The organism is Streptomyces sp. NPDC096324, assembly GCF_044763015.1.
GTDB lineage: Bacteria > Actinomycetota > Actinomycetes > Streptomycetales > Streptomycetaceae > Streptomyces.
This window is the reverse complement of the sequence record NZ_JBIWFK010000006.1, coordinates 67,362-91,742: the sequence shown is the minus strand read 5'-3', so window position 1 is coordinate 91,742 and position 24,381 is coordinate 67,362. Positions and strand designations below refer to the sequence as shown.

Here is a 24,381-nt window from a genome sequence, read left to right as displayed (position 1 = left end):
GGGCGAAAAGGGCCGGGGGCTACGAGACCGGTGCCGACAGGCGCGCGGCCGAACCAGGGGCGGGCAGGGCCCTCTTGACGACCTCCCGGGCGTACAGGACGCGCACACTCACCATCAAGGTCGCCGTGAACGCCATCATGCCGCAGCCGATCGCCGCCCCCGCGGCCAGCGCCGTGAGCCCGTCGAGCCCCAGGGACCGTTCGAAGAGGGGGGCGGCCCCGACCGACAGCACCGGCGCCAGACACAGGGCCACCCAGTGAAGACGCCACTCCTCGCACGCCCAGAGGCGGCCCTCCCGGCCGGCCCGCACGGCGCGCAGGGCCATCACCGCGTACGTGACGGCGTACGGCAGGAGATAGGCGAGCAGGAGCCGGCGCCCCTGCGCGCCGTGGTCCAGCGAGGCGCGCACGATCCAGGCCAGCGCGGCCGCCCCGGCGAGGTGCGCGACGGCGAGGACGGGCACGGGCGCCCACGAACCGGAGACGCCGGCGACCTTCACACGCCGGTCGAGGGAACGCGAGGCGATCAGGGCGCCGAACGCGACGACGGAGCCCAGGTGCATGGTGGCGAGCTGGTTGATCTCGGCCATGGACAGTCCGGGCAGGATCAGCGGCAGGCCACCCCACTCGAACCGGAGCAACGGGGCGGTCAGCAGGAAGCCGTAGCACAGCAGCATCCAGCGCTGGTGCAGGTCGGGGAACCCGCCGACGGCCGCGAGCACACCGAACGTCACGCTCATCACGGTGCCCACCAGGATGGTCGCGAGCACGATCCAGAACGCGGCACCGCTGAAGGCGTCCTCGGGCGCCGTGCGCGCCAGGTACAGGCCGGCGCCGGTCATCGAGGCGTACACGGTGAGCGCGAAGACCACCCCGAGGGCCCGGTGCAGCCGTACGCGCCGCCGAACGGCGGTGAGCACCTGCGCGGGGCCCAGCAGCATCAGCACACCGCCGAGAACGGAGTGCACGATCATCGGGACGAGGCTGTGGCGGTACGGCCCGATCCGGGTCGCCAGCGCGTCGGCCACGTAGCGCGGAGAGACCACGTGGCCCAGGATCCACTCACCGAAGGCCGGGGCGCCGGGGCGCGCGTACGGCCACAGCTCGGTCATCGCGATCGGCGCGTAGCCCACACACACGACCGTCAGGGCGATGACGGCGAGGCGGCGCCAGGTGGTGCCCGTCGGTCGACGCACGACGACTCCCTGCTCCTGGCCGCGACCCGGCCATCAATAGTCTCGTTTGGACTATCGAGACGGTAGAGGCGTCCACCGCCGGGGTCAACGGTCTGTCGTGTCCTCGTCCCGGCGTTGCACCCATTGCCAGAAGTCGATCATCATCCGCTCGTACCGGATTCCGAACTCGAGCGCGTCCCGCTGTCCGCGCGTCAGCAATTCGCCGACCGTCTCGGCGAGTTCCTCGTAGTCGCCGAGGGTGCTGCGGTGCTCGTCGAGCTGTATGGGGCCGAGCACACCGGGCTCGCCGCCGAACCACAGCTTGAGGATGCCGCGCTCGCGGGCTTCCACCGGGACGAACGCGGGGTCGTCGAGCCAGGCCCGCAGGGCGGCCCGGCCCTGGTCCGTCAGCGTCAGCACCCTGCGGTTGCGGCCGCTCTCCTGCCGCACCTGGGACAGCATCCCGGCGTCGAGGAGACGGTCGCACTGCGCGTACACCTGCGCGTGCGGCACCGACCAGAAGGGCGCGACCGTCCGCGCCGCCTCCCCCTTCACGTCGTACGCGCTGGCCTCGCCCAGCTTGTCGATGATGCCGAGGACGAGGTACGAGGCGGTGGTCAACCTAGCGTCAGCCATGGGGCGACGGTATCGCCACGCGATCACCGCGCGGCAGGCACCGCGGGGTCCGGCCGCCGCCGGGCACCCTCCGCACGGCGGGCTCCGCCGAACACGCGGTCGCGCCGCGTCGGGCGCCGCCCGACGCGAAGAAGATCCGGGTGCCCGGCACAATGCGGGGTATACGGGCGATCACACAACCGACCGCACTTCAGGCCCTCGCGCCGGCCGCACTAGGAGTTCCTGTGACCACCTACGTCATCACCGTTCCCGGGACGTTCGTCCACGGCCTCCCGGACGCCTCCCGTGCCGACGTGGAGCGCAGGCTTCGCCCGCAGGACCCGCAGAACACGGACCTGGGCGAGACCGAGGAGCTGAGCCTGCTCTCCGTCGACGAGGACAACAGGTTCTCCGTCCGGCTCGAGGTCGAGGCGGCGGACCGCAGAAGCGCCGAGGCCGAGGCCGTACGGCTCGTCTCCGGCGCGCTCCTGGACAGCGGTCTGACCGCGGACGACGCGCCGCTCGGACCCGCCGCGGTCACGGGCATCGACAGCGAGTTCTGACGGCGGTACGTCCTGGACGTACCCGGCACCGGGTACGTCCAGGACGGCCGGACCGGGGCTCAGGCCGGGCGTACGACGCTGTGGACGGCCGCCCGTCCGGCGTAGTCGACCGACTCCTCGCTGATCCGCGCTCCGGGACTCGGCGCGTGGACCATCATGCCGTCACCCACGTAGAGACCCACGTGGCTCACGTTGGCGTGGAAGAAGACCAGGTCACCCGGCTGGATGGCACTGAGGTCGACCGCCGCGCCGGCCTGCGCCTGGTCCTGCGTCGCACGGGGGAGCATGACTCCCGCGCTCTTCCAGGCCGCCTGGGTGAGACCGGAGGGGTCGTACGAACCGGGTCCGGACGCTCCCCACACGCACGGGCTGCCGATCTGGGCGCGGGCGAAGGCGACCGCCTCGGCGGCTCTGCTGTCGTGTCCGACGACCGGCGGGGCGGCGGCCCCGGCTCCCGCACCGGCGACGAGGCTGTCGATGTCGAACCCCGGGTTCGTGCCGGCGGCCCCGGGAGCGGCGGGCCACGCCTGCTGGTTGCCGCTGGGCCGCAACGACTGCCGCCAGGCGTCGTCGGCCGACGGGGGCGCCGGCTGGTTCGCGGGGGGCATCGGCGCCGACTGATAGGCGGCCGGACCCGGCGCGGCCTCGTACGCGGGCTGCTGCGGCACCGGCTCGCTCACCGGAGGCATCGGCGCCGGCTGATAGGCGGCGGAGGGCGGGGCCGGCTCGTACGCCGGAGGCTGCGGCACCGGCTCGCTCATCGGGGGCATCGGGGCAGGCTGGTACCCGCTGGGACGCGTCGGCTTCTCGTACGAGAGCGGCAGGAGCACCGACGTGTACTCGGGGGCCGGGGCGGGCGCTTCGTACCCGCGGGGCAGGATGACCGCCTTGGGCTGGGCGGCCGGCGGCGCCGGCTCGTACGCCCGGGGCATGGAGCCCGTGTCGAAGACCTCGGGCACGACCTCGTACGGCGTCGGCTGGGGCGCGGCCTGGAACGCACCGGTCTGCGCGGCGGACGGGAAGGAGCCCGTCTGACCGACGGACGGGAAGGTGCCCGTCCGAGCCGCGGACGGGAACGCTGCGGTCTGCGGAGCCGCCGGGAAAGCCGTGGGCTGAGCGACCGACGGGAACGAACCCGTCTGGCCGACCTGCGGGAAGGTACCGGTCTGGGCGACCGAGGGGAACGTGCCCGTCTGGGCGGCGGACGGGAACGCGGCCGTCTGCGGAGCCGCCGGGAACGCGGTGGGCTGAGCGGGCGAAGCGAACGAACCAGTCTGGGCGACGGACGGGAAGGTACCGGTCTGGGCGACGGACGGGAAGGAACCCGTCTGACCGACCGAGGGGAACGAGCCGGTCTGACCGACCGCCGGGAACGAACCGGTCTGCGGGGCCGTCGGCTGGTACTCGATGGCCGGCATCTGCGCCACGGGCATGCCCTGCCGTGCCATGTGCCGCGCCATCAGCTCCCGCGCGACGGCGAGCTTGCGCCGGGCGCTCTGCTTCTTGACGTGCGGCGAGGACTGCTGCGACGCGGCGGCCGGAACGGCCCCCGCGCGAAGCCCCGCACGGACCACCACATCGGATCCCGGCGCCGCCGTGGCACCGCCGGCCGGGAGCGCGGCCACCGGACCGGCGGTCAGTTCCAGCGCGGGCCGCGCACCCGGCTCCGAAGCCGGACCGGCGGTCAGCTCCAGCACCGGGGCAGCCGTCAACTCGGCCACAGGACGTACGAGTTGTTCCAGCTCGTAGATCGTCGGAAGGTCCGACGAGGAGCCCTTGGACCCCTTCGCACCCGCCTTCGGACGGACGGCCGCGCCGCCACGCTCCGGCTGCCTGTCGGCCGGAAGCGCGGCCGGAGCCGAGGGCCCGAACCGGGAACGCGCCCCGTCGAACCACTGGCGCATCAGGTCGTCCTGGGCCGCGTCGGAGACTCCGCTCCCCTGACCGGCGTTCCGTCGGCCCGGCCTGCGGTTGGAGTTCGCCAGGGCGCGGGTCCCGTTGAAGTTACCGGTGGCGAGCTCCGCCTGGTCGTAGAGGGACGAGAGTCGTCGGGCGACTTCTTCGCCGCTGGGCGGGGTGCGTTCCGGCGCCATGGAGGGGTGCTCCTTCCGTCGTCCGCCTACCGGGTTAGCTGTCGGGTTCGGGCGGACGATTCCGGAAGGTATGCCCTACGGCCCCTGCCCCGAAAGGCAGTTGACCGATTCACCCCAGGTTCGGTGGGTCCCCGGCTCCCGCTGCCACGAGGACAGGCAGGACTCGGCGGAGGCCGCACCGCCCGGCGAGCTTCGCCGGAGGGAGTCGGGCGGCCTGGTCGCCAACTTAGCGATGGTGTGCACCCGATGTGAAGATCCACGCCCCAGATGTCCGATACGTTTTCGTGACCTTCATCGCACCACCCCGCAGCGCGACCGTGAGGACACGGGCCGTACTCGAAAAGGCGGCTGAGCACGGCCGTTGGCACATTCGAGGCCGGCACCCGGTCCGGAGCCGCGGCTCACACGTCCAGCCAACCCTGATGTGTCGAAAGTGTGCACAGAACTGGCGTTCCCTGGCGTGTCGTTCGACATCGACGGCGCCCATTGGTCACACCTTGACCGGTTCTGGCCGAGCTGACCGGATCACCGCTGCGACCACCCGTCGGCCGTACCGTCGAAGCACGTCAGACCACGAGAGCGAGTCGAGGATCCCCACGTGCACGATGCGCCGATCTATGCCCAACTGATCTCCGAACGCGGTGACATACCGACACTCGTGCGAAGCGAAGCACGTCGGCTGCAACGCGACTTCGAGTGGATCCTGAGCTGGGATCCGTCGACGGGCGCCCCGCTTCCCTCGTCCGCCGCACGACCGGCGTCCGGTAAGCGCCGCGCCTTCTCCCCCACCCCCGACCCCGACGACCGACTCGACACACCGGGCTCCTGACGGCCGACCCCAGGACGTCCGGGGCGTGTCCGCGAGGCCTCACCCGCCCGGCGACGCCCGGGACGGGCTAGAGAACGCCGGGCTCTCCGCCCGGCCGTTCGGCGGGGAGCGGGTCGAGTCCACCGCCGATCCGGGTCACCAGCTCGGCGACCGTCGCGCCCGTGGTCCGATGCCAGGTCCGCGCGCGGCGGAGCATCGCGTGGTCTCCGCCGGCGACCCGCACGGCGCTCGCGGAGGAACCCGCCTCCGCGGCCCGGCGGACGAGGGCGAACGACTCCACGGGGTCGGTGATGCGGTCCCGGTCTCCGTGCAGCACGATCACGCGTTTGTCCCGGAGGTGGGCCACCGGCTCACCCTCCGGGCACCACGGCGCCAGTGCCACCACGGCCCGGACCTGGGGTGCGGCCGCGGCCCGCAGAGCGGCGCGCCCGCCCATGGAGTGGCCCACGAGCACGACCGGCACGTCCCCCACCAGAGCGGCGAGTTCGTCCAGTGCCAGCAGAACGTCGGCGACGGGGTCCGCGTCCACGCCGTTCCATCCCCGGTGGCGGTAGCGCACCTGCCCGACGAACGTGCCCTCGTCCGGCAGGGCCCGTGTCACGGAGCGGACGAACGGCCGCATCCGGGCGCGTGCCAGGTTCCACGGCCGCAACGGGGCCTTGCTGTCGGCGGTGCCGCCGTGAAGGATCAGTACGGCCGCACGCGCCGGTTCCCCGTCCCGACGAGGGGCGCGGCAGGGCCGCAGCGCCACGGAGGCGCCGGCCTCCCCGGACCGGGACACATCGTCGGCGGACATCCGCACAGAACCTCGCATGACACCTCTCCACCCACCCGCGCTTCGTCCATGCCTCGCACCGGACCGTGAGGAGGATCGTCTCACCGGCCACGGACCCGCCCCAAGCTCAGTCCGTGGCTCACTCCGTGGGCTCGGGCCGCGCGCGGTAGCCATTGCGCCATTCCTGGTAGAAACGCCAGAGGCGGGCCGCCTGCGGGCAGCGTCCCGACTCCCGTTGGCACGTGCGGCAGTTGCCGACGTGACTGACGTAGGCGGACTCGGGGGCGTCCCCCGGTTTCGGATTCGGCATGGCCCTCGGCACCCGTCGGTGCGACGCGCACGGGCGCGGCGTCGCTTCTGATGCCGTACTTCCGCGCCGAGGGCCCCGGCGGATGCACCTGCCCGGCTGCATCTGCCGAGGCCCCGCTCCGGCGTCAGTCGAGGACGTCGGCCTCGTACTCCTCCGCCGCGGGGAACGGTCTGCCGACCGGGGGCCTGCGGACCGCCAGCCGGGCCACCTCGAAGTCCATCTCGGAGGCCTCGGGAGGCGGCGGTGGGTGGTAACGCCCCGCGCAGACGGAGAGGTTGACGATGAGATAGGCGTGCCAGGATCTGCCCACTCCGCGCCGGTCGTCGAAGGCCCGGACGCCGTTGACCCACCACACGACACGGAGGGCGCCGAGCTCGACCACGAGGTCGACCCAGGCACCCGGCTGGATGGCGTGGTTCCGGTAGTAGCGGTGGGTGTTGCGTACGTGGTTGGACAGTTCCAGCAGGTCGGGGTTGTCGGGGTGGTACTCGAAGACGTCGATCTCCTGACCGCCGTCCCGCCACGTCCAGATCGCCGGCCAGGCCCCCGTCACCGTCGGCAGCTTGACCCGTGCCTCCAGCACGTCGCCCGTGCGGACCATGAACCCGTCCGCGCTGCCCTCGGTGGTGAGCAGGCCCGCGTCCCAGTCGCCGTCCGGACGCCGGGTCGCCCGGAAGCGGCCTGTCCGGCTGTAGGACGGGTCGGTGACCAGATGGTCGAGTTTGCCGTCGTCCGGGTTGACCGGACCGCCGTCGGGATAGGCCCAGGAATGGCCCGCGACCCATTGGCGAGTCGAGGCGAAATCCGCCGTGAAGACGACATCGGACACGCGGCACTCCTCGATGACGGCGTTTCGCGAACGTCCAGGTTCTCCCCAAGCCTGCGACATCCACGCCCTGTTCGTCCCAACCCGCCACAAAACAACCCATCGGGGTGAACCGGTCGTACTCCGGCGCGCGGCACCTGTCGCGTACCGCTCGCTGACGCCTGCGCCTGCGCCCCGCGCCCCGCGCGAATGCGGATCGCATCGCGACACACGCTCCACCCACCACCGACCGGTTCGGCCGGGCTGCCCGGCCGGGCGCCGCATGACGCGGCCCCGACCGGGCTCCGTCCGGTTACAGGTACGGGCGGGTGATCAACTCGATGGCGTGGCCGGCCGGGTCCTTGAAGTAGACCCCACGGCCGCCGTGTTCGTCGTTGATCTCCCCCGGGCGCCGCATCTGCGGGTCGGCCCAGTGCTCGACGCCGTCGGCGCGGAGCCGTCGGTACGCGCGGTCGAACAGTTCGTCGTCGATCAGGAACGCATAGTGCTGCATCTGGATGTCCACCGGGGGCTCGGCGAACTGCAGCAGCACGCCGTCCGTGAGCTGGACATTGGTGAACGGCCCCCAGGACGGCGCTTCCGGCAGTTCCAGCAGCTCCCGGAAGAAGCGTGCCGACGCGCGGCGGTCCTTGGCTGCGACGATGGTGTGATTGAAGGTGACTGTCATACGGCTTACCTCAGCGGTGCTCGACACGGAAGACGGACTCGCGGTGCACAAGCGCTGGGAGGTCCACGTGCCGGACTGGGGCGATGCCCGCGGCACAGCCGCCGCGCGATCAGCCCTCCGCCGGATTGCCCGTCCGTGTGTGGCGAGATGCCGGTCCGGTGTTCACGCCGGTGACGGTACTTGATCGGACCGACCACGACAACGCCCCGGGGAGCGGCAGACTGGACGCCATGACTTCACCGGATGCCAAGGCCGATCTCCACCGCTATCTGCAGTCGGCTCGTGACGCCCTGATCTGGAAGCTCGACGGTCTCTCGGAGTACGACATCCGCCGACCGTTCACCCCGACCGGGACCAACCTCCTCGGTCTCGTCAAACACGTGGCCGGCGTGGAACTGGGCTACCTCGGCGACACCTTCGGACGGCCGTCGGGCGAGCCGCTGCCCTGGCTGGAGCACGCCCAGGAGACGAACGGCGACATGTGGGCCGCCGCCGACGAGACGCGCGGGTTCATCGTGGGGCTCTACCGCCGGGCCTGGGCCCACGCGGACGCGACGATCGAGGCGCTGCCGCTGGAGACGACCGGCACGGTGCCGTGGTGGCCCGCCGGGAAGAACGAGGTGACGTTGCATCACGCGGTCGTCCGCGTGATCGCCGACACCCAGCGGCACGCCGGGCACGCCGACATCATCCGCGAACTCATGGACGGATCGGCCGGGTTGAGCGAGGACAACGACAGTCTGATGCCGGGCGACGCGGCGTGGTGGGAGGACTATCGGGCGCGGCTCGAACAGGCGGCCCGGGACGCCGGCAAGAACGCCTGACACCGGATCCCGATCCACCGGAACGGCTTCGGGTGACCGGGTGAGCGACGCGGGGCCGATCCACCGGAGCGACCTCCCGGCACGAGACCGTCAGGCCCCCGATCCCGATCCACCGGAACGGCCCCGGGTGACCGGATGAGTCACGCGGGCCGGTTCAGACGCCGGGCCAGGCCCCGCGTCCCGCCAGATCGAGGACGAGCGCGGCGATGTTCCACGCGTCGTCGTCGCCCCGGTGATGCCGTCCCTCCAGGGGCAGTTCGGCGAGGCGCAGGGCCTGCGCCATCCCGGGCCGTCTCCGCAGCCCGTGGGCGTCGGTGAAGACCGCCTTGGCGTTGGTGTGCCGGCGCCCGAAGGGGTACGGAGTCGCCGTGGCGGCGCACTGACGGGTGAACTGATGGCGGTCGTAGTCGCCCCAGCTGGCCCACGGCCGCTCCCCCGTACGATGCAGCGCGGCCAACTCCCGGCAGGCCTCGGCGAATCCGAGCCCCTGCTCGACCTCGCCCTGCGTCAGCCCGGTGAGTTCGGTGCAGAACGCGCTGACGGTCGACCGCGCGGGCTTGACCAGAAGGCGGTGCTTCGCCACCCGGACGCCCTCGTCCAGGTCGACGACCGTCAGACCGATCTCGATGATCTCGCTGACCGCTCCGGCCGGAGCCTCCCCTTCCCAGCAGGTCGCCTCGACATCGACGACATTCAACAATCCCCCCGCATGTGTCATGCGAGCGAGCGTAGGACGCGCGGCGGGATCGCGTCGCCCCGTTTTTTCAGGGGCGCGGCCAGGGGCGGCCGCCGATGCGCTCGATGTCGGTGTTGAAGCGCCGCAGGTAGGAGGCGAACGCGGCGATGTCCTCCTCCGGCCAGTCGGTCATCACGCGGTCCAGTGAATCGATGAGCCCCTGCCGCTCCTGGTCGAGGAGCCGTGCCCCTTCGTCGGTGATGCGGAACTTGCGGGCCATGCCGCCGTCGGGGTCGGGGATGCGCTCGACGAGCCCGGCACGCATCGCCGCCGCGGTCTGCCGGTTGAGGGTGGACGCGTCGAGCCCGAAGGCGTCGCTCAACTCACCGATCGACATGGGCCCTTGGATCCGGATCCGGCTGAGGAGGATGTACGCGCTGCGCTCCAGGACACCGTCCTTGGTGCGGCCGCCCCTGTGGTTCATCCATCCGTGGCGGCTGAGCAGCATCTGCTCGTACTCGACCTCGTGTGTGGGCCTGACCATCCGCCTGCCGCCTCCCGCTGTCACCTGGGCCGCGCGTCCCGCGCACATCGGTGCGGCCCGGCTCCATGTTCCCACACGCCCTTGCACGGGCCACATCGCATGCATGAGCCACATCACATGCGCGATGCATACGACATGTACGATGCACATCCCTTGCCCGACAGTCAGATCCCCGAGGAGTCCCTCATGGACGCCCCCCAGCCTTCCGCCCGAGCGGGCGGCGTGGTCGCCACGCTCGCCTTCGCCGGCACCGTGGCGGCGATCATGCAGACGCTGGTCACTCCGCTCATCGCCGAGCTGCCCCAGATCCTGCACACCACGCCCGCGAACTCCGCGTGGGTCATCACCGTCACCCTGCTCGTCGCGGCCGTCTGCGTCCCGGTCTCCGGCCGGCTGGGCGACCTGGTGGGCAAGCGACGGATGCTGCTCGCCTGTTCCGTCCCGCTCGCGGTCGGCTCGGTCGTGTGCGCGCTCTCCTCGTCCGTCGTCCCGATGATCGTCGGACGAGGTCTGCAGGGAATGGGCATGGGCATCGTGCCGCTCGGCATCGCCCTGCTGCGCGACGTGGTGCCGGCGGAGAAGCTGAGTTCCTCCATCGCGCTGGTCAGCGCCTCCATGGGCATCGGCGGCGGCCTCGGCCTGCCCATCGCCGCCGCGGTCGCCCAGTACACGAACTGGCGCGTCCTCTTCTGGGGCTCCGCCGTGCTGGCCCTGGCGATCGGAACGCTGATCTGGTTCCTCGTCCCGGACGTGCCGGCCAGCGCCAAGGGTCAGCGCTTCGACGTCCTCGGCGCGCTCGGACTCGGCGCCGGCCTGGTCTGTCTGCTCCTCGGCGTCTCCAAGGGCGCCGACTGGGGCTGGGGTTCCGCGACGACGCTCGGGCTGTTCGCCGCCGCCGTCGTGGTCCTGATCGCCTGGGGAGCCTGGGAGCTGCGCACCCAGGACCCGCTGGTCGACCTGCGCACCACCGCCCGCCCCCGGGTCCTGCTCACCAACGTCGCCTCGATCTTCGTCGGCTTCAGCATGTACGCGAGCATGCTGATCATCCCGCAGCTGCTCCAGTTCCCCGAGGCCACCGGCTACGGCCTGGGCCAGTCGATGCTCGCGGCGGGCCTGTGGATGGCGCCCGGCGGCATCATGATGATGATCGTCTCCCCGCTCGGCGGGAAGCTGACGGACGCCCGCGGCCCGAAGTTCACGCTGGTCTGCGGTGTCCTCGTCGTCGCCCTCGGCTACGGGCTGTCGCTGGTCCTCATGGGCTCGGCCTGGGGCCTCATGCTGACCCTCATGGTCACCAGCAGCGGTGTCGGCCTCGCCTACGGTTCGATGCCGGCCCTGATCATGAGCTCGGTCCCGCTCTCCGAGACCGCCGCGGCCAACGGCTTCAACACGCTGATGCGCTCGCTGGGCACCTCGGTCGGATCGGCCGTCGTCGGTGTCACCCTCGCCCAGATGACGACCACCGTGGGCGGCTACACCTTCACGTCCGAGGACGGTTTCCGCACCGGCCTCGTCGTCGGCGGCTGTGTCGCCCTGGTGGCCGCGGCCATCGCCGCCGTGATCCCGGCCGCGCGCGCCGCGGCCGGAGGGGACAAGTCCGGCCCCACGGCCGCGCCGGAGGCGGCCACGGCCACGCGCTGAGGCTCACGCCCCCTCCCCGCACCGGTTCCGGCGGCTCCCGTCCGCCGGAACCGGTGCGTTCACGTCGCCGCCACCGCGGTCGGCCTGCCGAGGTAGGTGAGCGGCCCCGGGTCCTCGACGGGAATCTCGTGGAAGCCGAGACGGTCGTAGAACGCCCTGGCCGGTTTGTTCGCGGTGACCATACCCAGGTGGACCGCCGGCACCCCGCGGTCGTGCAGCGCGGCGAGGAAGGTGTTCATCAGGGCTCTTCCGAAGCCGCGCCGCTGGAAGTCCGGCAGCAGGTCGATGTGCAGGTGCGCCGGATGGGCGGCGAGTTCGGGCAGGATCATGCGCTCGGGAGCGTGCAGCAACTCGACCATCACCTCGCTGGGGGTACGAGGCGGCGTGGTGGGTTCCGGATAGCGGTGCGCGACCAGGGGAATCCATTCGTCGCGGAACCGGGCGGCGAAGTCCGCGGTGTCTGCGGTGCCGACCACATAGCCGACGGCCCGGCCGCTCCCGTCGTCCAGGACGAAGGCCAGGCCGGGCTCCAGATGACAGTACGGCGCCGCGAACAGCGTCGGCATCAGCTCCTCGTCGGGATACAGGGCACGCGAGTCCCCTCCGAGGTCGGCGGTGCTCACGCACACCTCCGCGACGGCGGCGCGGTCGGTGGGCCGGTACGGGCGAATGGTCGGCACGGGGTCCATGGGGGCATCCTGACTCCTTGGGAGCGCTCCCACAAGGGGCTGTTCACGCCCTCCGCGACGCGGGACGCCCGGTCACCATCCGGCACGGGGCGCCGCGAGGTGCCATGCTGAAGTACCGGATCATGACCTGGGAGCAGGGAACGACGGCAGCGTGAGGACAGTGACTCGGCCGAACCGAGCGGCGATCTGGAACCGGTTCGTGGCATCCGACCCGGGCCTGCTGCGGCTCATGGCCGGACTGCGGACCGTCGGCGCGATCGCCCTCACCCTCGCCGTCCTCGCCATGATGGGATCCGGTCCCAGCCGCATGGTGACCGGAGCGATGACCGCCATGGTCGCCACGTTCTCCATCAAGGAGAAGCACCGGGGCGAACAGGCCGTCACCCTGGCGCTCGGGCTGCCCGTGGCGCTCACGGCGATGTCGCTGGGGGCGCTGCTGCGCGGTCACACGTTCGCGAGCGACGCCTGCTTCGTAGCCCTGATCTTCGCCGCGGTCTACTGCCGCAGATACGGGGACCGCGGGACGGCGCTCGGGCTGATCGCCTTCCAGATCTACTTCCTGTCCCTGTTCGGCGGAGCGACGTACTCCTCCCTTCCCGGACTCTGGGCGACGCTGGCCATTGGCTTCGTGTGCAGTGCCCTGGTCCGCTTCGCCGTGATCGCCGAGACGACCGAGCGGGTTCTGAAACGGCTGCGCAAGGCGTTCCGGGCGCGTGTGGCCCAGTTGGTGTCCGTCCAGATCGACCTTCTCGACGCCGGTCCCGACGACGTCGAGAAGGCCCTGGACGACGTACGGCTGCACACCGCGCGGCTGCACGAGAGCGCGATGATGATCCAGGACCGCCTGGACGAGGGAACCGCCGACGGCGCGACCGCCTCGCTGCTCCAGCGGCGGGTCGCCGAGGCCGAGATCGCCGCGGAACGGCTCGGCATCCTCATCCTCACCGCACGCAGCGCCGAACAGCCCGACACCATCGCCCTGCACCTGCCGCACGCGCCGCTGCCCGCGGTGGCGGACCGGCTCCAGAAGCAGGACGACACCATCGCGACGCTGCACCGCGACCTCGAAGCACTGCAGGTACTCGTCGCGGGCCCGGTCACGGGTGAGCGCGGTGCCGGGGTGGCCCAGCTCCGCAACCGGCTCCTCGGCTACCGGGACGAGGAGAACCTGCCGCACGCCCCGGCGGCCGTGCAGGACGTCTTCCGCGGCATCGGCGAGGCGACCCGCGCGGCCCTCGGACTGCGCCTGGCGCTCGACGGCCCCCAGGACGAGACCGACGACTCCCCCGAGACGAAGCGTTCCCGCGAGGAACTGGACGCCGAGGACGCGTCGATCGCCGCCGAGGAGGGCGAGGACGTCGAGCCGCGCCCGACGGGGCTGGACCGGCCGACGACCCGGGCGGCGGTGCAGGTCTCGGTGGGGTCGACCCTGGCCATCGTCGGAGGGGAACTGCTCTCCCCGCAGCGGTGGTACTGGGCGGTGCTGACCTGCTGGGTCGTCTTCCTGAACACCTCCTCGACCGGGGAGATCCTGGTCAAGGGCTATCGCCGGCTGCTGGGGACGGTCCTCGGCGTCGTCGCGGGTGTCCTTCTGGCAGGCGTGGTGGGCGGCCACACGTGGACCGCGTTCGCCCTGGTCCTCGTGTTCATCTTCGCCATGTACTTCACCGCCCCCGTGTCGTACGTCCTGATGTCCTTCTTCGTGACGGCGATGCTGGGGCTGCTGTACACGGTGCTCAACACCTACAGTCCCGCGGTGCTCGTCCTGAGGATCGAGGAAACGGCGCTCGGCGCGATCTGCGGGATGGTCGCGGCCATCGTCGTCCTTCCGGTGCAGACCGACCGCCGTACGGACGAGCTGCTCGCCGCCGTGCTCGTCCGGCTCGGGGACGTCAGCGGTGCGGCGGTGGAGCAGCTCAGCGGCGGTATCGCCCTCGATCTGCTGGACAAGGCCCGCGAGCTGGACGTGGCCCTGGACAGACTGCGGGCCTCCACCAAACCGCTGACCCACCCGATCACTCCGTGGCGGGCCCGCCGTCAGACCGCCCGCTACATCGTCGCCCTGCTGGAGACGTGCGCCTATCACGCGCGGTCGCTCGCCGCGACGGCCGAACTCCTCCCGTACAGCAGGTCGGTCGCCGCGGATCCCCGGCTCAAACTGGCGGGCCGCCGGATCGGCCACAACATCGACATCCTCGTCGCCCGGGTCGCGGCGGACGCGGGGGACGGTGTCGCGGAGACCGGGGCGAGCCTCGCCGCCATGCTGGAGCCGGACACACCGGACTCGCCCCGGCACGACCGCGTCACGGGCCGCGTCCTGCGCCACCTGCAGCGACTCGACGAGGGCGTGATCGGTCTGGCCCGCCCGCTGGGAGTGCGGATCTCGACACCCGCCAAGAACCCGGCCCGGAGCGCGGCACGCTAGCCCGGCGTACGGCTCAGCCCACGTTCCAGAGGAAGCGGTGCGTGTGGATGCCGAAGTAGGGGAACGACTGCACCTGCCGGACGCCCTCGATCTGCCGTACGACGTCGTTGACGAAGTCCAGCAGATCCCGCGGTCCGGGGCAGACGACCTCGGCGAACAGGTCGAAGCCGCCCGAGGTCAGCACGGAGTAGACGACCTCGGTCCGGTCGGCCAGCGTGTCGGCGACCGCTCGCGGATCACCGTCCACGGCGATGCCGAGGAGGGCCATCGCCTGTCCGCCCATGCCCATCGGATCGGTGACGCCGACGACCTGCACCGCCTGCGAGTCGAGCAGGCGTTGGAGACGCTGGCGGGCCGCCGACGCGGACAGCCCCACCTTGGGGCCGAGTTCGGCGTAGGCGATACGGCCGTCGATCTGCAGCTCACGCAGGATGGCCCGGTCGATCTCGTCCACGCTGTTCCTCTCCGCCGGCGGGTCCGAGTTTATCGGCGGCGCTCAGCCGCACAGTTCGGCCAGGGCGGCGGCGAAGACCTCGGTATGCCGGTCCACGTCCTGCTCGGTGGTCGCCGGGCACATGAGCGCCATGTTGTGGAACGGGGTCAGCAGGATGCCCCGGTTGGCGAGGTACAGGTGGAGGAAGTCCTCCAGCTCCGTGTCGGCGGCCGCGGCCGATTCCGTTCCGGTGCGCGGCGCGGGATCGGCGAACCGGTATTCCGTACGGGCTCCGAGACGGCTGACCGACCACGGCAGACCCCATGCGTCGATACCCGCCCGCACACCGGCCTCGAAGCGTTCGGAGAGCTTCGCCATCGAGTCGAACGCGGCGTCGGTGAGGACGTGTTCCAGGGTGGCGCGCGTCGCCGCCGTGGACAGGGCGTTGCCGGCGAGGGTGCCGCCGACGCCGCCCATGTCGACCAGGTCCAGATCGGCGCGGCCGAGCAGCTTGTCGGCGAGTTCGGCCGAGAGCCCGTACGCCCCGGCCGGGATCCCTCCGCCGATCGCCTTGCCGATCGTGAGCATGTCCGGCTCCAGGTTCCAGGCGGCGGTGCAGCCACCGGGGCCGGCGGAGAAGGTGTGCGTCTCGTCGTTGATGAGCAGGGTCCCGTACCGGCGCGTGAGGGCTCGGACGCCCTCCAGGTAGCCGGGCTCGGGCAGCACGATGCCGATGTTGGTGAGCGCGGGCTCCATCAGGACGGCGGCGACGTCGCCGTGGGCGAGCTCGCGTTCCAGTTGCTCCAGGTCGTTGAACTCCGCGACCCGGCTGGTGAGGGTGACGTCGCAGGGGGCGCCGACGTTTCCGGGGCGGGCGGTGCCGTGGCCGTCCGGGCCGACGACGATCAGCGACTCGTCGACGCTGCCGTGGTAGCTGTAGCTGTTCACCAGGATCTTGGGGCGACCGGTGACCGCTCGCGCCAGGCGGATGGACCAGCGGTTGGCGTCGGTCGCGGTGAGCGAGAAGCTCCAGCGGGCGAGTCCGAAGCGGCGGGTCAGTTCGGCGCCCACCCATTCCGCGTCCTCGGTGGGGAGCATCGCGGTCGCGCCGCCGCTCTCGGCGAACCGGCCCCGGACCGCCTCGGCGACGACCTCGGGCGAGTGCCCGGCCATGGCGCCCGTGTCACCGAGACAGAAGTCGATGTACTCGTGGCCGTCGATGTCGGTGACGCGGGCTCCGCGGGCGCTGTCCAGATAGCGCGGGAAGGCCCCGGCGGTCTTGTTCATCCAGGTCATCGGGACTCGGCCGAAAAGGTGCTCGGCGCGCTCGTACGCGGCCCTGGACCGTGGGTTTCGACGCTCGGCCTCGGCGCTCTCACGAGCCAGGAGCTGCTGCAGGCGAGTGCGGTCCATCGAGGGCTCCTCTGTCGGTCGATGCGGTCGACCCGGTCGATGTGCTCGGTCGACGACACGTTCGACGAGCGGTTTCGGCCAGAGTACGAACGCATACGACGCGGAGGCAAGCCCGAACGATCGATTCGGTTGCCGTGACAACCGAATCGACCGTGGATGAGCGTCAGGGCCCTTTATGCAGTGACCGACCCGCCACCGACCACCGAGCACCGGCCGCCGGAGGACCTATGGGGCCCACACCCGTCCCGCGTAGTCCACGAAGTTCCCGCCGAGGATCTTCTCGATGCGTTCCGAGGTGTAACCGCGCTGCTCCAGAAGGCGGACGAGCTCCCGGAACTGGTCCACTCCGCTCAGGTCGAGCACGAAGGGAAGCGTGTCGTCGCGCTCCCCCGCCGCGCCGACACCCGCCTGGCGCCGCAGGGCCACGTGCTCGGCCAGATGCGCGCGGTAGGTGTCGAGGTCGTCGATGGACGTCACGGTCCCGTCGGTGCCGATGCCGACGGCGTCCTCGCCGCACACGTTGACCGCGTGGACGATGTGCTCCACGACGTCGGCGGCCGTCGCGTGACCCGACACGTTCAGGAACGGCATGAAGTAGATGCCCACGAAGCCGCCGCGCGAGGCGACCAGGCGCAGTTCCTCGTCCGTCTTGTTGCGGGGGAGATCGGCGAGCGCGCGGCAGCCGGTGTGGTTGATCGACACGGGGAGCCGCGCCGTCTTGGCGGCCTCCAGACAGGTGCGCTCGCCGCTGTGGGAGAGGTCGACCATCAGGCGCTGCTCGTCGAGGGCCTCCACGACACCGCGGCCGAAGTCGGTCAGTCCCCGGTTCTCCGGCGCCATGGAGCCGTCGCCGATGTGATTGGCCTGGTTGTAGGTGAGCTGGACGACCCGGACGCCGAGATCGGCGAACGTGGCGACGCGCCCGACGTCGTCGCCGACCGCGACGGCGTTCTGGAAGCCGTAGATGACCCCGATCCGGCGCTCCTCCCTGGCCCGGTGGATGTCCGCGACCGTACGGACCTTCAAGAGGTCGGCCGCGTTGTCCCGGATGATCCCGTCCCAGACCGCGATCTCGTGCAGCGTGTGCTCGTACGGCGGCAGATCGCCCATCGTGTAGCCGAGGGTGATGTTGACGGCGGTGAGGCCGGAGGCATGGGCGTCGGCCAGCGTGCGGGCGTCGACGGTCATCTGCTCGCTGGAGGGGTTGAGCTGCGCGGCGGCCTCGGCCGACTGCGGGGCGTTCGGATTGTCGAGCTGTCCGAGCGCGTTGACGATCATGGGAAGGTCGGTCATCGGGTCTCCTCGGCAGAGTGGGTCACGTCGAAGTCCCGGCGCTCGAAGCGCCGGCCGCGCTTGACGGTCAGCGTGACGCTGCGCAGGTGCGCGATGTCCCGCAGCGGATCGTCCTCCAGGACGACGAAGTTGGCGAGCTTGCCCGCCTCGACGGTGCCCATGACGTCCTCGGCCCCTGCGCTCCGGGCGCCGATCAGCGTGGCCGAGCGCAGCACCTGCGCGGGCGACATCCCGCAGCGGTCCACGAGGAACGCCAGTTCGTCGTACAGGGCGGGGAAGGGGTTGTCGGCCTCGGTCTCGTAGTCCGTGCCGGTCGCGATGTCCACACCGGCGCGGTGGGCCTGGGCGGTGAGCACGGCGGCGAGCTCGGTGTTGGCCGCCGCTCGCTCGGCGTCCTCGGGACTCTCCCCTGCGAGGGCCTCGCTCGCCCACATGCCCGCGGTCGCGTCGAGGACCGTACCGCGACGGCGCATCAGGGCGAAGAGTTCCTCGACCCGGGGGTCGTCCCCGGCGGCGAACCGCTCGTAATCGACCTTCGGCTTGGTCTTGTAGCTGGTCAGGGGCTCGTCCGTGCCTTCGAAGGCGAGCAGGGTGACGTGCGAGACGGCGTCCGCGCCGGCCTCGACGATCTCGCCGGGCGAGGCCGGGAAGACGGTCGCGTGGGCCCAGACGGGGATGCCCTGGCGGTGCGCCTCCTCGGTGATGGCGGCGACGGTGGCGTGGTCGAGATCCGCGTACACCTTGATCGCGGACGCGTGGGTCCCGCGTGCCAGGGCGACGGCGATCCGCAGGTCCGTGTCCTTCGTGATCGCCTGCATCCACGGGACGGCGCCGGGCGTCTCCCCCTGGGACACCTGGTGGGTGCGCGGGTCGTCGAAGAAGCCGGGTCCCGCCATCAGCGCGGCGTAGCGGATGTCCGGGCCGGGGATCTCGCCGACGAGCGTCGCCCGCGCGAGGTCGCCCACCTGGCGAAGGTCGTCGGCCATGTCACGGATGGCCGTGACGCCGCTGTGGACGAGCCGGCGCAGCACCGCCTCGGCGACGGGCCGGTCGGGCGGGGTCGCGATGTGCTGGTGGGCGTCGATCAGACCGGGGATGACGAAACGGCCGTCGAGGTCGAAGACCCGGGCGTCCGCGGGCAGGCCCTCGGCGATCACGGCGTCGTCGCCGACGGCGCGGATGACCTGGCCGTCGATCACGATCGACGTCGAGCTCCGGGCCGGGGCGCCGGTTCCGTCGAACAGTGTCGCGCCGCGGTACACCGCGACGGCGCCATTCACCGCGGGCGCGTGCGGGGCCGGTGCGCCCGAAGTCTCGTCCGTCATCTTCACCTCAGTAGTCGCCGTGCCCGGGCCCCGGCAGCCGCCGCCGTCCGGGCCGATGGGCCGCTTCATGGATCTTGTTACGCTCTACGTAACAGACGTATCGTCTCTTGCAACATGCGCTACCGTACGCTCACATCTCACGACGTCACAAGGAGGGGCCGGAATTGCCCGAGGCACCCCGCAGCGCGGTGGACAAGGCCCTGGACCTGGTCGAAGCCGTGGCCCGCGCGTCCCAGCCGCCGCGTCTCACCGACCTCGCCGAGGAGGTCGGGCTGCACCGCGCGACCGCCTACCGCGTGCTCGTCGACCTGGTACGGCGCGGCTGGGTGCTGCGCGCCGGCGACCGCTATCTGCCGGGCACGGCGGTCCTTCAACTGTCGTCCTCGGCGGCCCGGAACTCGCTCGGCGCCCTCGCCGGCCCGGTTCTCGCGGCGCTGTCCGAGCGCACCGGCCTGATGGTCAACCTCCAGGTGCCAGAGGTCGACCGGTCCCGCGTGATCGACGTCGTGCGGCCCGACCGGCTGGCGATGATCAGCAGCCTGAACGGCCAGGCCCTGCCCGTTCACCGGTTCGCCGGCCCGCTCGCCCTCGTCGCCGCCCTCGCCCCGGCCGAACGGGGGCCCTATCTGCGCGCCGCGGAGGAGTCCGGGCACCCGCTGGACGCACCCGAAGGGCTGCTGGCGGACATCGAGGAAGCCGAACGCACGGGATTCGCCGTCGAGTACGGGCGCAACGAACAGCCGGTCGCCTCGCTCGCCCGCGCCGTGGTCACCCGCCCGGGCGCACCGGTCTGCGCCCTCACGCTGGTCGGCCTGGGTCCGGACTTCGACGAGGCCCGACTGCCCGGCCTGCGGGAGCACCTGCGCGAGGCGACGGACGAACTGACACGGATCCTGTCCGGCACCGAGGCCTCCGAGCGAGCGTCGACGCCGCCCGAGCCCCCCTCCCCCTCCACGCCCACCGAAGGCCCGGCATGAGCGAGATCCTCTTCCTCGACGGGGCGCAGACGCGCGCCGCACTCGAACCGCGGCGCGTCCTGGACGCCGTGGCCACGGCCCTCGTCGCCATCGGCCGCGACGAGGTCTCCGTACCGCCGCGGATCGCCGCGCACACCCCGCACGGACTGCTCGGCGCGATGCCCGGTCATGTGCCCGGTCTCGGGCTCGCGGCCAAGCTGGTCTCCGTGTTCGCCGACCCGGCACGGCCGGGCCGCAGCAGTCACCGGGGGATCGTCGCGCTCTTCGACGAGACCGACGGCCGCCCGCTGGCCCTGATGGACGCGGAGCCGCTCACCGAGATCCGGACGGCGGCGACCGCCACACTGAGCGCCCGCGCGCTGGCCCGTCCGGACGCCGGCCGGGTCGCCGTCGTCGGAACGGGCGCCCAGGCGCGCGCCCAGACGGCGCTGCTCGCGGCCCTGGCCCCCGAGACCCCCGTCCTCGTCGCGGGCCGTGACCCCGGGCGGGCCGGGAGCGTCGCCGCGCTCCACCCCGCCGGCCGGGTCGCGGAGAGCATCGAGGAGGCGGTACGAGGAGCGGGCACGGTGTTCTGCTGCACCGGCGCCGTCCGCCCGGTGATCCGTCGCGCCTGGCTCGCGCCCGGCACCCACGTCAGCTCGGTGGGCGGCTCCCACGGGCCCGAGCTGGACGCCGACACGGTCCGGGACGCCACCCTCTTCGCCGAGTGGCACGGCGCGGCCACGACCCGGCCGCCGTCCGGCGCCCACGAGTTGCAGGACCTCCCGCCCGAGCGGAGCGTGGCCCTCCTCGGCTCCGTCCTCGGCGGCGAACACCCCGGCCGGCGCGACGACGACGAACTCACCCTGTTCAAGTCGACCGGCCACGCCGCCCTGGACGTCGCGGCAGCCCACGTCGCCGACGCCGTCGCCCGCGCGGAGGGGTGGGGCACCCGCGTCGCCATGTGAGGCGGGGTCCGGGTGTCCGGCGCGGGCCCGTGGACTTTCCTCCCCCGGTTCGACCATGCTGAAGGTGCTTCCGCCGTTTCCGCCGGTCCGGGACGGACCGACCGTGGGCCCGGCGGAACGGGACGCGAAGGGAGACCGACGCCCATGAGACGGACCGGAACGGACGGCCACGGAGTACGGGAACGGCTGGGCAGCGCGCTGTTCACCCGGGTCGCGGGCCCGGAGGGACCGAAGAACCGCGCCCGTATCCACGGCACGCCCGGCCCCCGCTGGTTCGGCCCGGACCGCCCCATCCGCGCCGTGCACGGGGACGCGTCGATGTTCATCGGCGGACTGTCCGCGCTGCTGCTCCAGTCGCTGCACCCGCTCGCCATGGCCGCCGTCTCGGCGCACTCGGGCTTCCGCGGCGACCCGTGGGGAAGACTCCAGCGCACCAGCACCTTCCTCGCGGTGACGACGTACGGGACCGCCGAGAGCGCCCAGGACGCCTGTGACCGCGTGCGGGCGGTCCACGAGCGGGTGCGCGGTGTGACGCCGGAGGGGATTCGGTACCACGCGGCGGATCCCCACCTCCTCGGCTGGGTCCACGTCGCCGAGGTCGACAGCTTCCTGCGCGCGCACCAGCGGTACGGCGCGCGGCCGCTGTCCGGGGCCGACCGCGACGCCTACGTGGCGGACACGGCCCGCGTCGCCGCCGCGCTGGGCGTCCTCGACCCGCCCACGACCGTCGCCGAGCTCGCGGAACGGCTGTCCGCGTACCGCGGCGAGCTGCGGGCGACGCCGCAGGCACGCGACGCCGCGCGCTTCCTGCTGCTGGACCCGCCGGTGCCGCTCGTGGCCCGCCTGCCGTACGGAGTGCTCGCCGCGAACGCGGTGTCCCTTCTGCCGGCCTGGGCCGCCGCCGAACTCCGGCTGCCCCGGCTGCCGTTGGTCGACAGCGTGTGCGTGCGTCCCCTCGGCAGCGCCTTCACGTCGGCCGTGCGCTGGGCGATGGCGCCGCAGCGCGCCCGAACCGTCCAGGGAGTCGCCTGAGGGGCGCCCGCGCCGGCACGCCCGCCCGAGCGCGCCCCGGCCCCTGAACGCGGGTACCGAGTCGGCCAAGTCGCCACACAGCGGACGCCGAGGCCGAAAGACTGTGCGTGTGCTGAGAAATCTTCCGGCCGTTCCGCCCGGCTTCGTCGGTCGCCGGGGCGAACTCGCCCATCTGGAAGACGCGTTGCGCGAGGAGCGTGTCGTGACCCTCACCGGTACCGGCGGTGTGGGCAAGAGCCGGCTGGCCCTGGAGGCGGCGGACCGGGCGCTGCGCGCGGGAGAACGCGGGGTGGCGTGGGCAGACCTGTGGCCGTTGCGGGACGACCGGCTGCTCGTCGCGACCGTGGCCGACGCGGTGGACTTCGCGGACCACACGACCGACCGGGCGCTCGACTCCCTGACCGCGTGGCTGGCCGACCGGGACGCCCTGCTCGTCCTGGACTCCTGCGAGCATCTGGTCGGCCCCTGCCGCACTCTGGTCGCCCGCCTCACATCGGCGTGCCCGCGCCTGACCGTCCTCGCGACGAGCCGGGAGCCGCTGGGTGTCCCCGGTGAACATGTCGTCGCGGTGGAGCCGTTGCCTCCGGCCACGGACGCCGTGGAGATGTTCCGCCTGCGCGCGGCCGCGGCGGGCGCCCCTTTGTCCTCCCCGGCGGACATGGTGACCGCCGCCCGGCTGTGCGAGCGGCTCGAAGGCATGCCGCTGGCCGTGGAGTTGATCGCCGGACAGCTCGCGCACCGTACGGTCGAGGAGGTCGAGCTGGAGCTCGGCCGGCGTCTGGACATCACCGCGGACGGCCCGTTCCCCGGGCCGCCGCGGCACCGGGCGGTACGGACGACGATCGGCTGGAGCCACGAACTGTGCGCACCCGTCGAACGTCTTTTGTGGGCACGGATGTCGGTGTTCCGGGAGCCGGTGGACGCGAGGACGGTGCGCCTCGTGTGCGGCGGGGGTCCGCTCCCCGAGAACGACGTCGACCGGGCGCTGACGGGCCTGGTGAGGAAGTCGGTGCTGTCGCGGGCCGGTTCCGGGTACCGGATGCTCGACACCGTCCGGGAGTACGGCCGTATGTGGCTCGACCAGGTGGGCGAGAGCCGGGAGTCGGCGGACCGGCACGCCTCGCACTTCCTGGCGATGGTCCGTGACGCCCAGGCCGGCTGGCTGGGAGAAGAGCAGGCGCGGTGGTACGAACGGCTCGGCTCGGCGCACGCCGATCTGTGCGCGGCGCTCGACCACCTGCTCTCCGGACGGCCGGACGCGGCCCTCGAACTGACCGGTCTGCTCGCCTTCCCGTGGAGCTGCTGCGGACATCTCAGAGAGGCGGCGGCGTACCTGGAGGACGCGCTGGCCCTGTCCGCCGCGTCCGGCCCGGTCCGGACGAAGGCCCTGTGGGCGCTGGGCGTCACGCGTGTCCTGCGCGGCGAACACGAACAGGCGGGGCAGCTCGCGGTGTTCTGCCGGGACCGCGCGGCTCTCCAGGAGGACGTCGGGGGAACCCTGCACGCCGCCTATCTCCTGGGGCTGACCCACCTGCTTCAAGGGCGGCCCATGGCGGCCAGACACGAGACCGAGGGCGCGCTGCGGGGAGCCGGGGGGACGGCGTTCACCTCCGCGGGGCACGTTCTGTGCCACCTGGTCCGGGTGTTCGCGCTCACCGCGGAGGGGCTGCTGGACGAGGCGCGCCGGGCGGCGGAGGAACTGCGGCACGGCTGTGTCGCCCGCGGTGAGTGGTGGACGCGCTCGTACGCCGACTACCAGCTCGCGCTCATCGCCCTCTTCGAGGACCGCGCGGAGGACGCCACCGCCCACGCCCTGTCGATGCTGGACGGCAAGCGGCGCATCGGGGACAGCTTCGGCATCGCGCTCGGCCTGGATCTGCTGGCCTCCGCCCTCGCCGCCCAGGGCGCGGGCGAACGCGCGGTGGCCGCGTACGCCGCCGGGGAGACCTACTGGAGCGCGGTCGGCCATCCGCAGCGCGGCACCCCCGAACTGGGACCGGTCCGCGCGCGCTACGAGGACACGGCCCGCTCCCTCCTCGGCGACGACCGCTACGAACAGGCCCTGCTGCGCTCGGCCCTCAGCGACCCCGAGACCATCCTGCACCGCCTCCTCGACGATCCCCCCAAGGGTTCCTGAGGAAGGCGGGACGGCCCCGGCGGCACGGCGGGCCCGTTCGCTGCATCCGGGGGGCCTTCCCGGGCCGAAGCAGGGATGAGCCCGGCGGACCGGCCGGGTCCCGGACGGCTCCTGAATCGAGGCGAGGCCCGTCATGAACCGCTGCCACCGTGCACCGGGCCCCTCCACCCCCG

23 protein-coding genes and 1 riboswitch are annotated in these 24,381 nt (G+C 72.2%); of the genes, 9 read left to right on the top strand and 14 right to left on the bottom strand.

The genetic code is table 11. The features are described from left to right. Positions 1 to 19: 19 nt before the first annotated feature. Both ACIQ7M_RS17515 and ACIQ7M_RS17510 read right to left on the bottom strand, forming a co-directional pair. Positions 20 to 1,195, bottom strand: a complete 1,176-nt coding sequence (locus ACIQ7M_RS17515) for a DUF2306 domain-containing protein (RefSeq protein ID WP_403644791.1) — start codon at positions 1,193 to 1,195, stop codon at positions 20 to 22. 84 nt (positions 1,196 to 1,279) lie between these two features. Then, positions 1,280 to 1,810 carry a helix-turn-helix transcriptional regulator gene (locus tag ACIQ7M_RS17510; RefSeq protein WP_403644788.1) on the bottom strand — a complete coding sequence of 177 codons (531 nt, stop codon included), beginning with the start codon at positions 1,808 to 1,810 and terminating at the stop codon, positions 1,280 to 1,282. A 224-nt stretch (positions 1,811 to 2,034) separates the two neighbouring features. On the opposite strand from ACIQ7M_RS17510, the gene ACIQ7M_RS17505 reads away from it, so the two are divergent. After that, a complete protein-coding gene (locus tag ACIQ7M_RS17505) occupies positions 2,035 to 2,352 on the top strand; it encodes a hypothetical protein (RefSeq protein WP_386983041.1) in 318 nt (105 codons plus the stop codon). 59 nt (positions 2,353 to 2,411) lie between these two features. Here ACIQ7M_RS17505 and ACIQ7M_RS17500 read toward each other — a convergent pair whose 3' ends face one another. Then, positions 2,412 to 4,445 carry an NlpC/P60 family protein gene (locus ACIQ7M_RS17500; RefSeq protein WP_403644784.1) on the bottom strand — a complete coding sequence of 678 codons (2,034 nt, stop codon included), beginning with the start codon at positions 4,443 to 4,445 and terminating at the stop codon, positions 2,412 to 2,414. 7 nt (positions 4,446 to 4,452) lie between these two features. Beyond that, positions 4,453 to 4,624: riboswitch (cyclic di-AMP (ydaO/yuaA leader) on the bottom strand. 419 nt (positions 4,625 to 5,043) lie between these two features. On the opposite strand from ACIQ7M_RS17500, the gene ACIQ7M_RS17495 reads away from it, so the two are divergent. Then, positions 5,044 to 5,274, top strand: a complete 231-nt coding sequence (locus ACIQ7M_RS17495; protein ID WP_355764252.1) for a hypothetical protein — start codon at positions 5,044 to 5,046, stop codon at positions 5,272 to 5,274. A 67-nt stretch (positions 5,275 to 5,341) separates the two neighbouring features. Here ACIQ7M_RS17495 and ACIQ7M_RS17490 read toward each other — a convergent pair whose 3' ends face one another. The 4 genes from ACIQ7M_RS17490 to ACIQ7M_RS17475 all read right to left on the bottom strand — a co-directional run bounded on the left by ACIQ7M_RS17490 (position 5,342) and on the right by ACIQ7M_RS17475 (position 7,852). Beyond that, positions 5,342 to 6,088: an alpha/beta fold hydrolase gene (locus tag ACIQ7M_RS17490; RefSeq protein ID WP_403644780.1), complete on the bottom strand. Its 747-nt coding sequence runs from the start codon at positions 6,086 to 6,088 to the stop codon at positions 5,342 to 5,344. 100 nt (positions 6,089 to 6,188) lie between these two features. Beyond that, positions 6,189 to 6,359, bottom strand: a complete 171-nt coding sequence (locus tag ACIQ7M_RS17485; RefSeq protein ID WP_403644777.1) for a hypothetical protein — start codon at positions 6,357 to 6,359, stop codon at positions 6,189 to 6,191. Between the two features lie 124 nt (positions 6,360 to 6,483). Next, on the bottom strand, positions 6,484 to 7,188 hold the full coding sequence (locus ACIQ7M_RS17480) for a beta-glucanase (RefSeq protein WP_355764244.1): 705 nt from the start codon (positions 7,186 to 7,188) through the stop codon (positions 6,484 to 6,486). 289 nt (positions 7,189 to 7,477) lie between these two features. Further along, on the bottom strand, positions 7,478 to 7,852 hold the full coding sequence (locus ACIQ7M_RS17475; protein WP_403644774.1) for a VOC family protein: 375 nt from the start codon (positions 7,850 to 7,852) through the stop codon (positions 7,478 to 7,480). 230 nt (positions 7,853 to 8,082) lie between these two features. Between ACIQ7M_RS17475 and ACIQ7M_RS17470 the strand changes: the two genes are divergently transcribed. After that, on the top strand, positions 8,083 to 8,676 hold the full coding sequence (locus ACIQ7M_RS17470; protein ID WP_403644771.1) for a DinB family protein: 594 nt from the start codon (positions 8,083 to 8,085) through the stop codon (positions 8,674 to 8,676). Positions 8,677 to 8,830: 154 nt separating this feature from the next. On the opposite strand, the gene ACIQ7M_RS17465 is transcribed toward ACIQ7M_RS17470, so the two are convergent. Together ACIQ7M_RS17465 and ACIQ7M_RS17460 are read right to left on the bottom strand one after the other, a co-directional pair. Beyond that, a complete protein-coding gene (locus tag ACIQ7M_RS17465; protein ID WP_403644768.1) occupies positions 8,831 to 9,394 on the bottom strand; it encodes an exonuclease domain-containing protein in 564 nt (187 codons plus the stop codon). Between the two features lie 46 nt (positions 9,395 to 9,440). After that, positions 9,441 to 9,896 carry a MarR family winged helix-turn-helix transcriptional regulator gene (locus ACIQ7M_RS17460; RefSeq protein WP_355764233.1) on the bottom strand — a complete coding sequence of 152 codons (456 nt, stop codon included), beginning with the start codon at positions 9,894 to 9,896 and terminating at the stop codon, positions 9,441 to 9,443. 186 nt (positions 9,897 to 10,082) lie between these two features. On the opposite strand from ACIQ7M_RS17460, the gene ACIQ7M_RS17455 reads away from it, so the two are divergent. Continuing rightward, on the top strand, positions 10,083 to 11,537 hold the full coding sequence (locus ACIQ7M_RS17455; RefSeq protein WP_355764295.1) for an MFS transporter: 1,455 nt from the start codon (positions 10,083 to 10,085) through the stop codon (positions 11,535 to 11,537). A 59-nt stretch (positions 11,538 to 11,596) separates the two neighbouring features. On the opposite strand, the gene ACIQ7M_RS17450 is transcribed toward ACIQ7M_RS17455, so the two are convergent. Continuing rightward, complete coding sequence (locus tag ACIQ7M_RS17450) at positions 11,597 to 12,226, bottom strand: GNAT family N-acetyltransferase (protein WP_403644765.1); 630 nt, start codon at positions 12,224 to 12,226, stop codon at positions 11,597 to 11,599. A gap of 151 nt (positions 12,227 to 12,377) precedes the next feature. Here ACIQ7M_RS17450 and ACIQ7M_RS17445 point away from each other — a divergent pair, with 151 nt between their 5' ends. Beyond that, positions 12,378 to 14,651, top strand: coding sequence for an FUSC family protein (locus ACIQ7M_RS17445; protein ID WP_403644762.1), 2,274 nt, complete (start codon positions 12,378 to 12,380; stop codon positions 14,649 to 14,651). Between the two features lie 13 nt (positions 14,652 to 14,664). On the opposite strand, the gene ACIQ7M_RS17440 is transcribed toward ACIQ7M_RS17445, so the two are convergent. The 4 genes from ACIQ7M_RS17440 to ACIQ7M_RS17425 form a co-directional block, all read right to left on the bottom strand. Further along, positions 14,665 to 15,105 carry an Lrp/AsnC family transcriptional regulator gene (locus ACIQ7M_RS17440; RefSeq protein ID WP_386983054.1) on the bottom strand — a complete coding sequence of 147 codons (441 nt, stop codon included), beginning with the start codon at positions 15,103 to 15,105 and terminating at the stop codon, positions 14,665 to 14,667. 42 nt (positions 15,106 to 15,147) lie between these two features. Continuing rightward, the gene (locus tag ACIQ7M_RS17435) at positions 15,148 to 16,497 is read right to left on the bottom strand and encodes a transaminase (protein WP_403644759.1); all 1,350 of its coding nucleotides are present in this window, start codon (positions 16,495 to 16,497) and stop codon (positions 15,148 to 15,150) included. 225 nt (positions 16,498 to 16,722) lie between these two features. Beyond that, on the bottom strand, positions 16,723 to 17,790 hold the full coding sequence (locus ACIQ7M_RS17430; protein WP_355764222.1) for a membrane dipeptidase: 1,068 nt from the start codon (positions 17,788 to 17,790) through the stop codon (positions 16,723 to 16,725). Beyond that, the gene (locus ACIQ7M_RS17425) at positions 17,787 to 19,115 is read right to left on the bottom strand and encodes an amidohydrolase family protein (protein ID WP_403644756.1); all 1,329 of its coding nucleotides are present in this window, start codon (positions 19,113 to 19,115) and stop codon (positions 17,787 to 17,789) included. Before ACIQ7M_RS17425 ends, ACIQ7M_RS17430 begins: the two co-directional genes overlap by 4 nt. Before the next feature lie 164 nt (positions 19,116 to 19,279). Here ACIQ7M_RS17425 and ACIQ7M_RS17420 point away from each other — a divergent pair, with 164 nt between their 5' ends. The 4 genes from ACIQ7M_RS17420 to ACIQ7M_RS17405 all read left to right on the top strand — a co-directional run bounded on the left by ACIQ7M_RS17420 (position 19,280) and on the right by ACIQ7M_RS17405 (position 24,208). Beyond that, a complete protein-coding gene (locus ACIQ7M_RS17420; RefSeq protein WP_403644753.1) occupies positions 19,280 to 20,092 on the top strand; it encodes an IclR family transcriptional regulator in 813 nt (270 codons plus the stop codon). Further along, a complete protein-coding gene (locus ACIQ7M_RS17415; RefSeq protein ID WP_403644750.1) occupies positions 20,089 to 21,039 on the top strand; it encodes an ornithine cyclodeaminase family protein in 951 nt (316 codons plus the stop codon). The genes ACIQ7M_RS17420 and ACIQ7M_RS17415 overlap by 4 nt, the downstream gene beginning before the upstream one ends. Before the next feature lie 144 nt (positions 21,040 to 21,183). Then, positions 21,184 to 22,071, top strand: coding sequence for an oxygenase MpaB family protein (locus tag ACIQ7M_RS17410; RefSeq protein WP_403644747.1), 888 nt, complete (start codon positions 21,184 to 21,186; stop codon positions 22,069 to 22,071). Positions 22,072 to 22,180: 109 nt separating this feature from the next. After that, a complete protein-coding gene (locus ACIQ7M_RS17405; RefSeq protein WP_403644744.1) occupies positions 22,181 to 24,208 on the top strand; it encodes an ATP-binding protein in 2,028 nt (675 codons plus the stop codon). Positions 24,209 to 24,381: the final 173 nt, after the last annotated feature.

Bases quoted from the DNA above. Each gene is read 5' to 3' on its own strand.
- ACIQ7M_RS17510 (WP_403644788.1), bottom strand. From the start codon at position 1,810: ATGGCTGACGCTAGGTTGACCACCGCCTCGTACCTCGTCCTCGGCATC.
- ACIQ7M_RS17500 (WP_403644784.1), bottom strand. From the start codon at position 4,445: ATGGCGCCGGAACGCACCCCGCCCAGCGGCGAAGAAGTCGCCCGACGA.
- ACIQ7M_RS17490 (WP_403644780.1), bottom strand. From the start codon at position 6,088: ATGCGAGGTTCTGTGCGGATGTCCGCCGACGATGTGTCCCGGTCCGGG.
- ACIQ7M_RS17485 (WP_403644777.1), bottom strand. From the start codon at position 6,359: ATGCCGAATCCGAAACCGGGGGACGCCCCCGAGTCCGCCTACGTCAGT.
- ACIQ7M_RS17475 (WP_403644774.1), bottom strand. From the start codon at position 7,852: ATGACAGTCACCTTCAATCACACCATCGTCGCAGCCAAGGACCGCCGC.
- ACIQ7M_RS17470 (WP_403644771.1), top strand. From the start codon at position 8,083: ATGACTTCACCGGATGCCAAGGCCGATCTCCACCGCTATCTGCAGTCG.
- ACIQ7M_RS17465 (WP_403644768.1), bottom strand. From the start codon at position 9,394: ATGACACATGCGGGGGGATTGTTGAATGTCGTCGATGTCGAGGCGACC.
- ACIQ7M_RS17460 (WP_355764233.1), bottom strand. From the start codon at position 9,896: ATGGTCAGGCCCACACACGAGGTCGAGTACGAGCAGATGCTGCTCAGC.
- ACIQ7M_RS17455 (WP_355764295.1), top strand. From the start codon at position 10,083: ATGGACGCCCCCCAGCCTTCCGCCCGAGCGGGCGGCGTGGTCGCCACG.
- ACIQ7M_RS17450 (WP_403644765.1), bottom strand. From the start codon at position 12,226: ATGGACCCCGTGCCGACCATTCGCCCGTACCGGCCCACCGACCGCGCC.
- ACIQ7M_RS17435 (WP_403644759.1), bottom strand. From the start codon at position 16,497: ATGGACCGCACTCGCCTGCAGCAGCTCCTGGCTCGTGAGAGCGCCGAG.
- ACIQ7M_RS17430 (WP_355764222.1), bottom strand. From the start codon at position 17,790: ATGACCGACCTTCCCATGATCGTCAACGCGCTCGGACAGCTCGACAAT.
- ACIQ7M_RS17425 (WP_403644756.1), bottom strand. From the start codon at position 19,115: ATGACGGACGAGACTTCGGGCGCACCGGCCCCGCACGCGCCCGCGGTG.
- ACIQ7M_RS17415 (WP_403644750.1), top strand. From the start codon at position 20,089: ATGAGCGAGATCCTCTTCCTCGACGGGGCGCAGACGCGCGCCGCACTC.
- ACIQ7M_RS17410 (WP_403644747.1), top strand. From the start codon at position 21,184: ATGAGACGGACCGGAACGGACGGCCACGGAGTACGGGAACGGCTGGGC.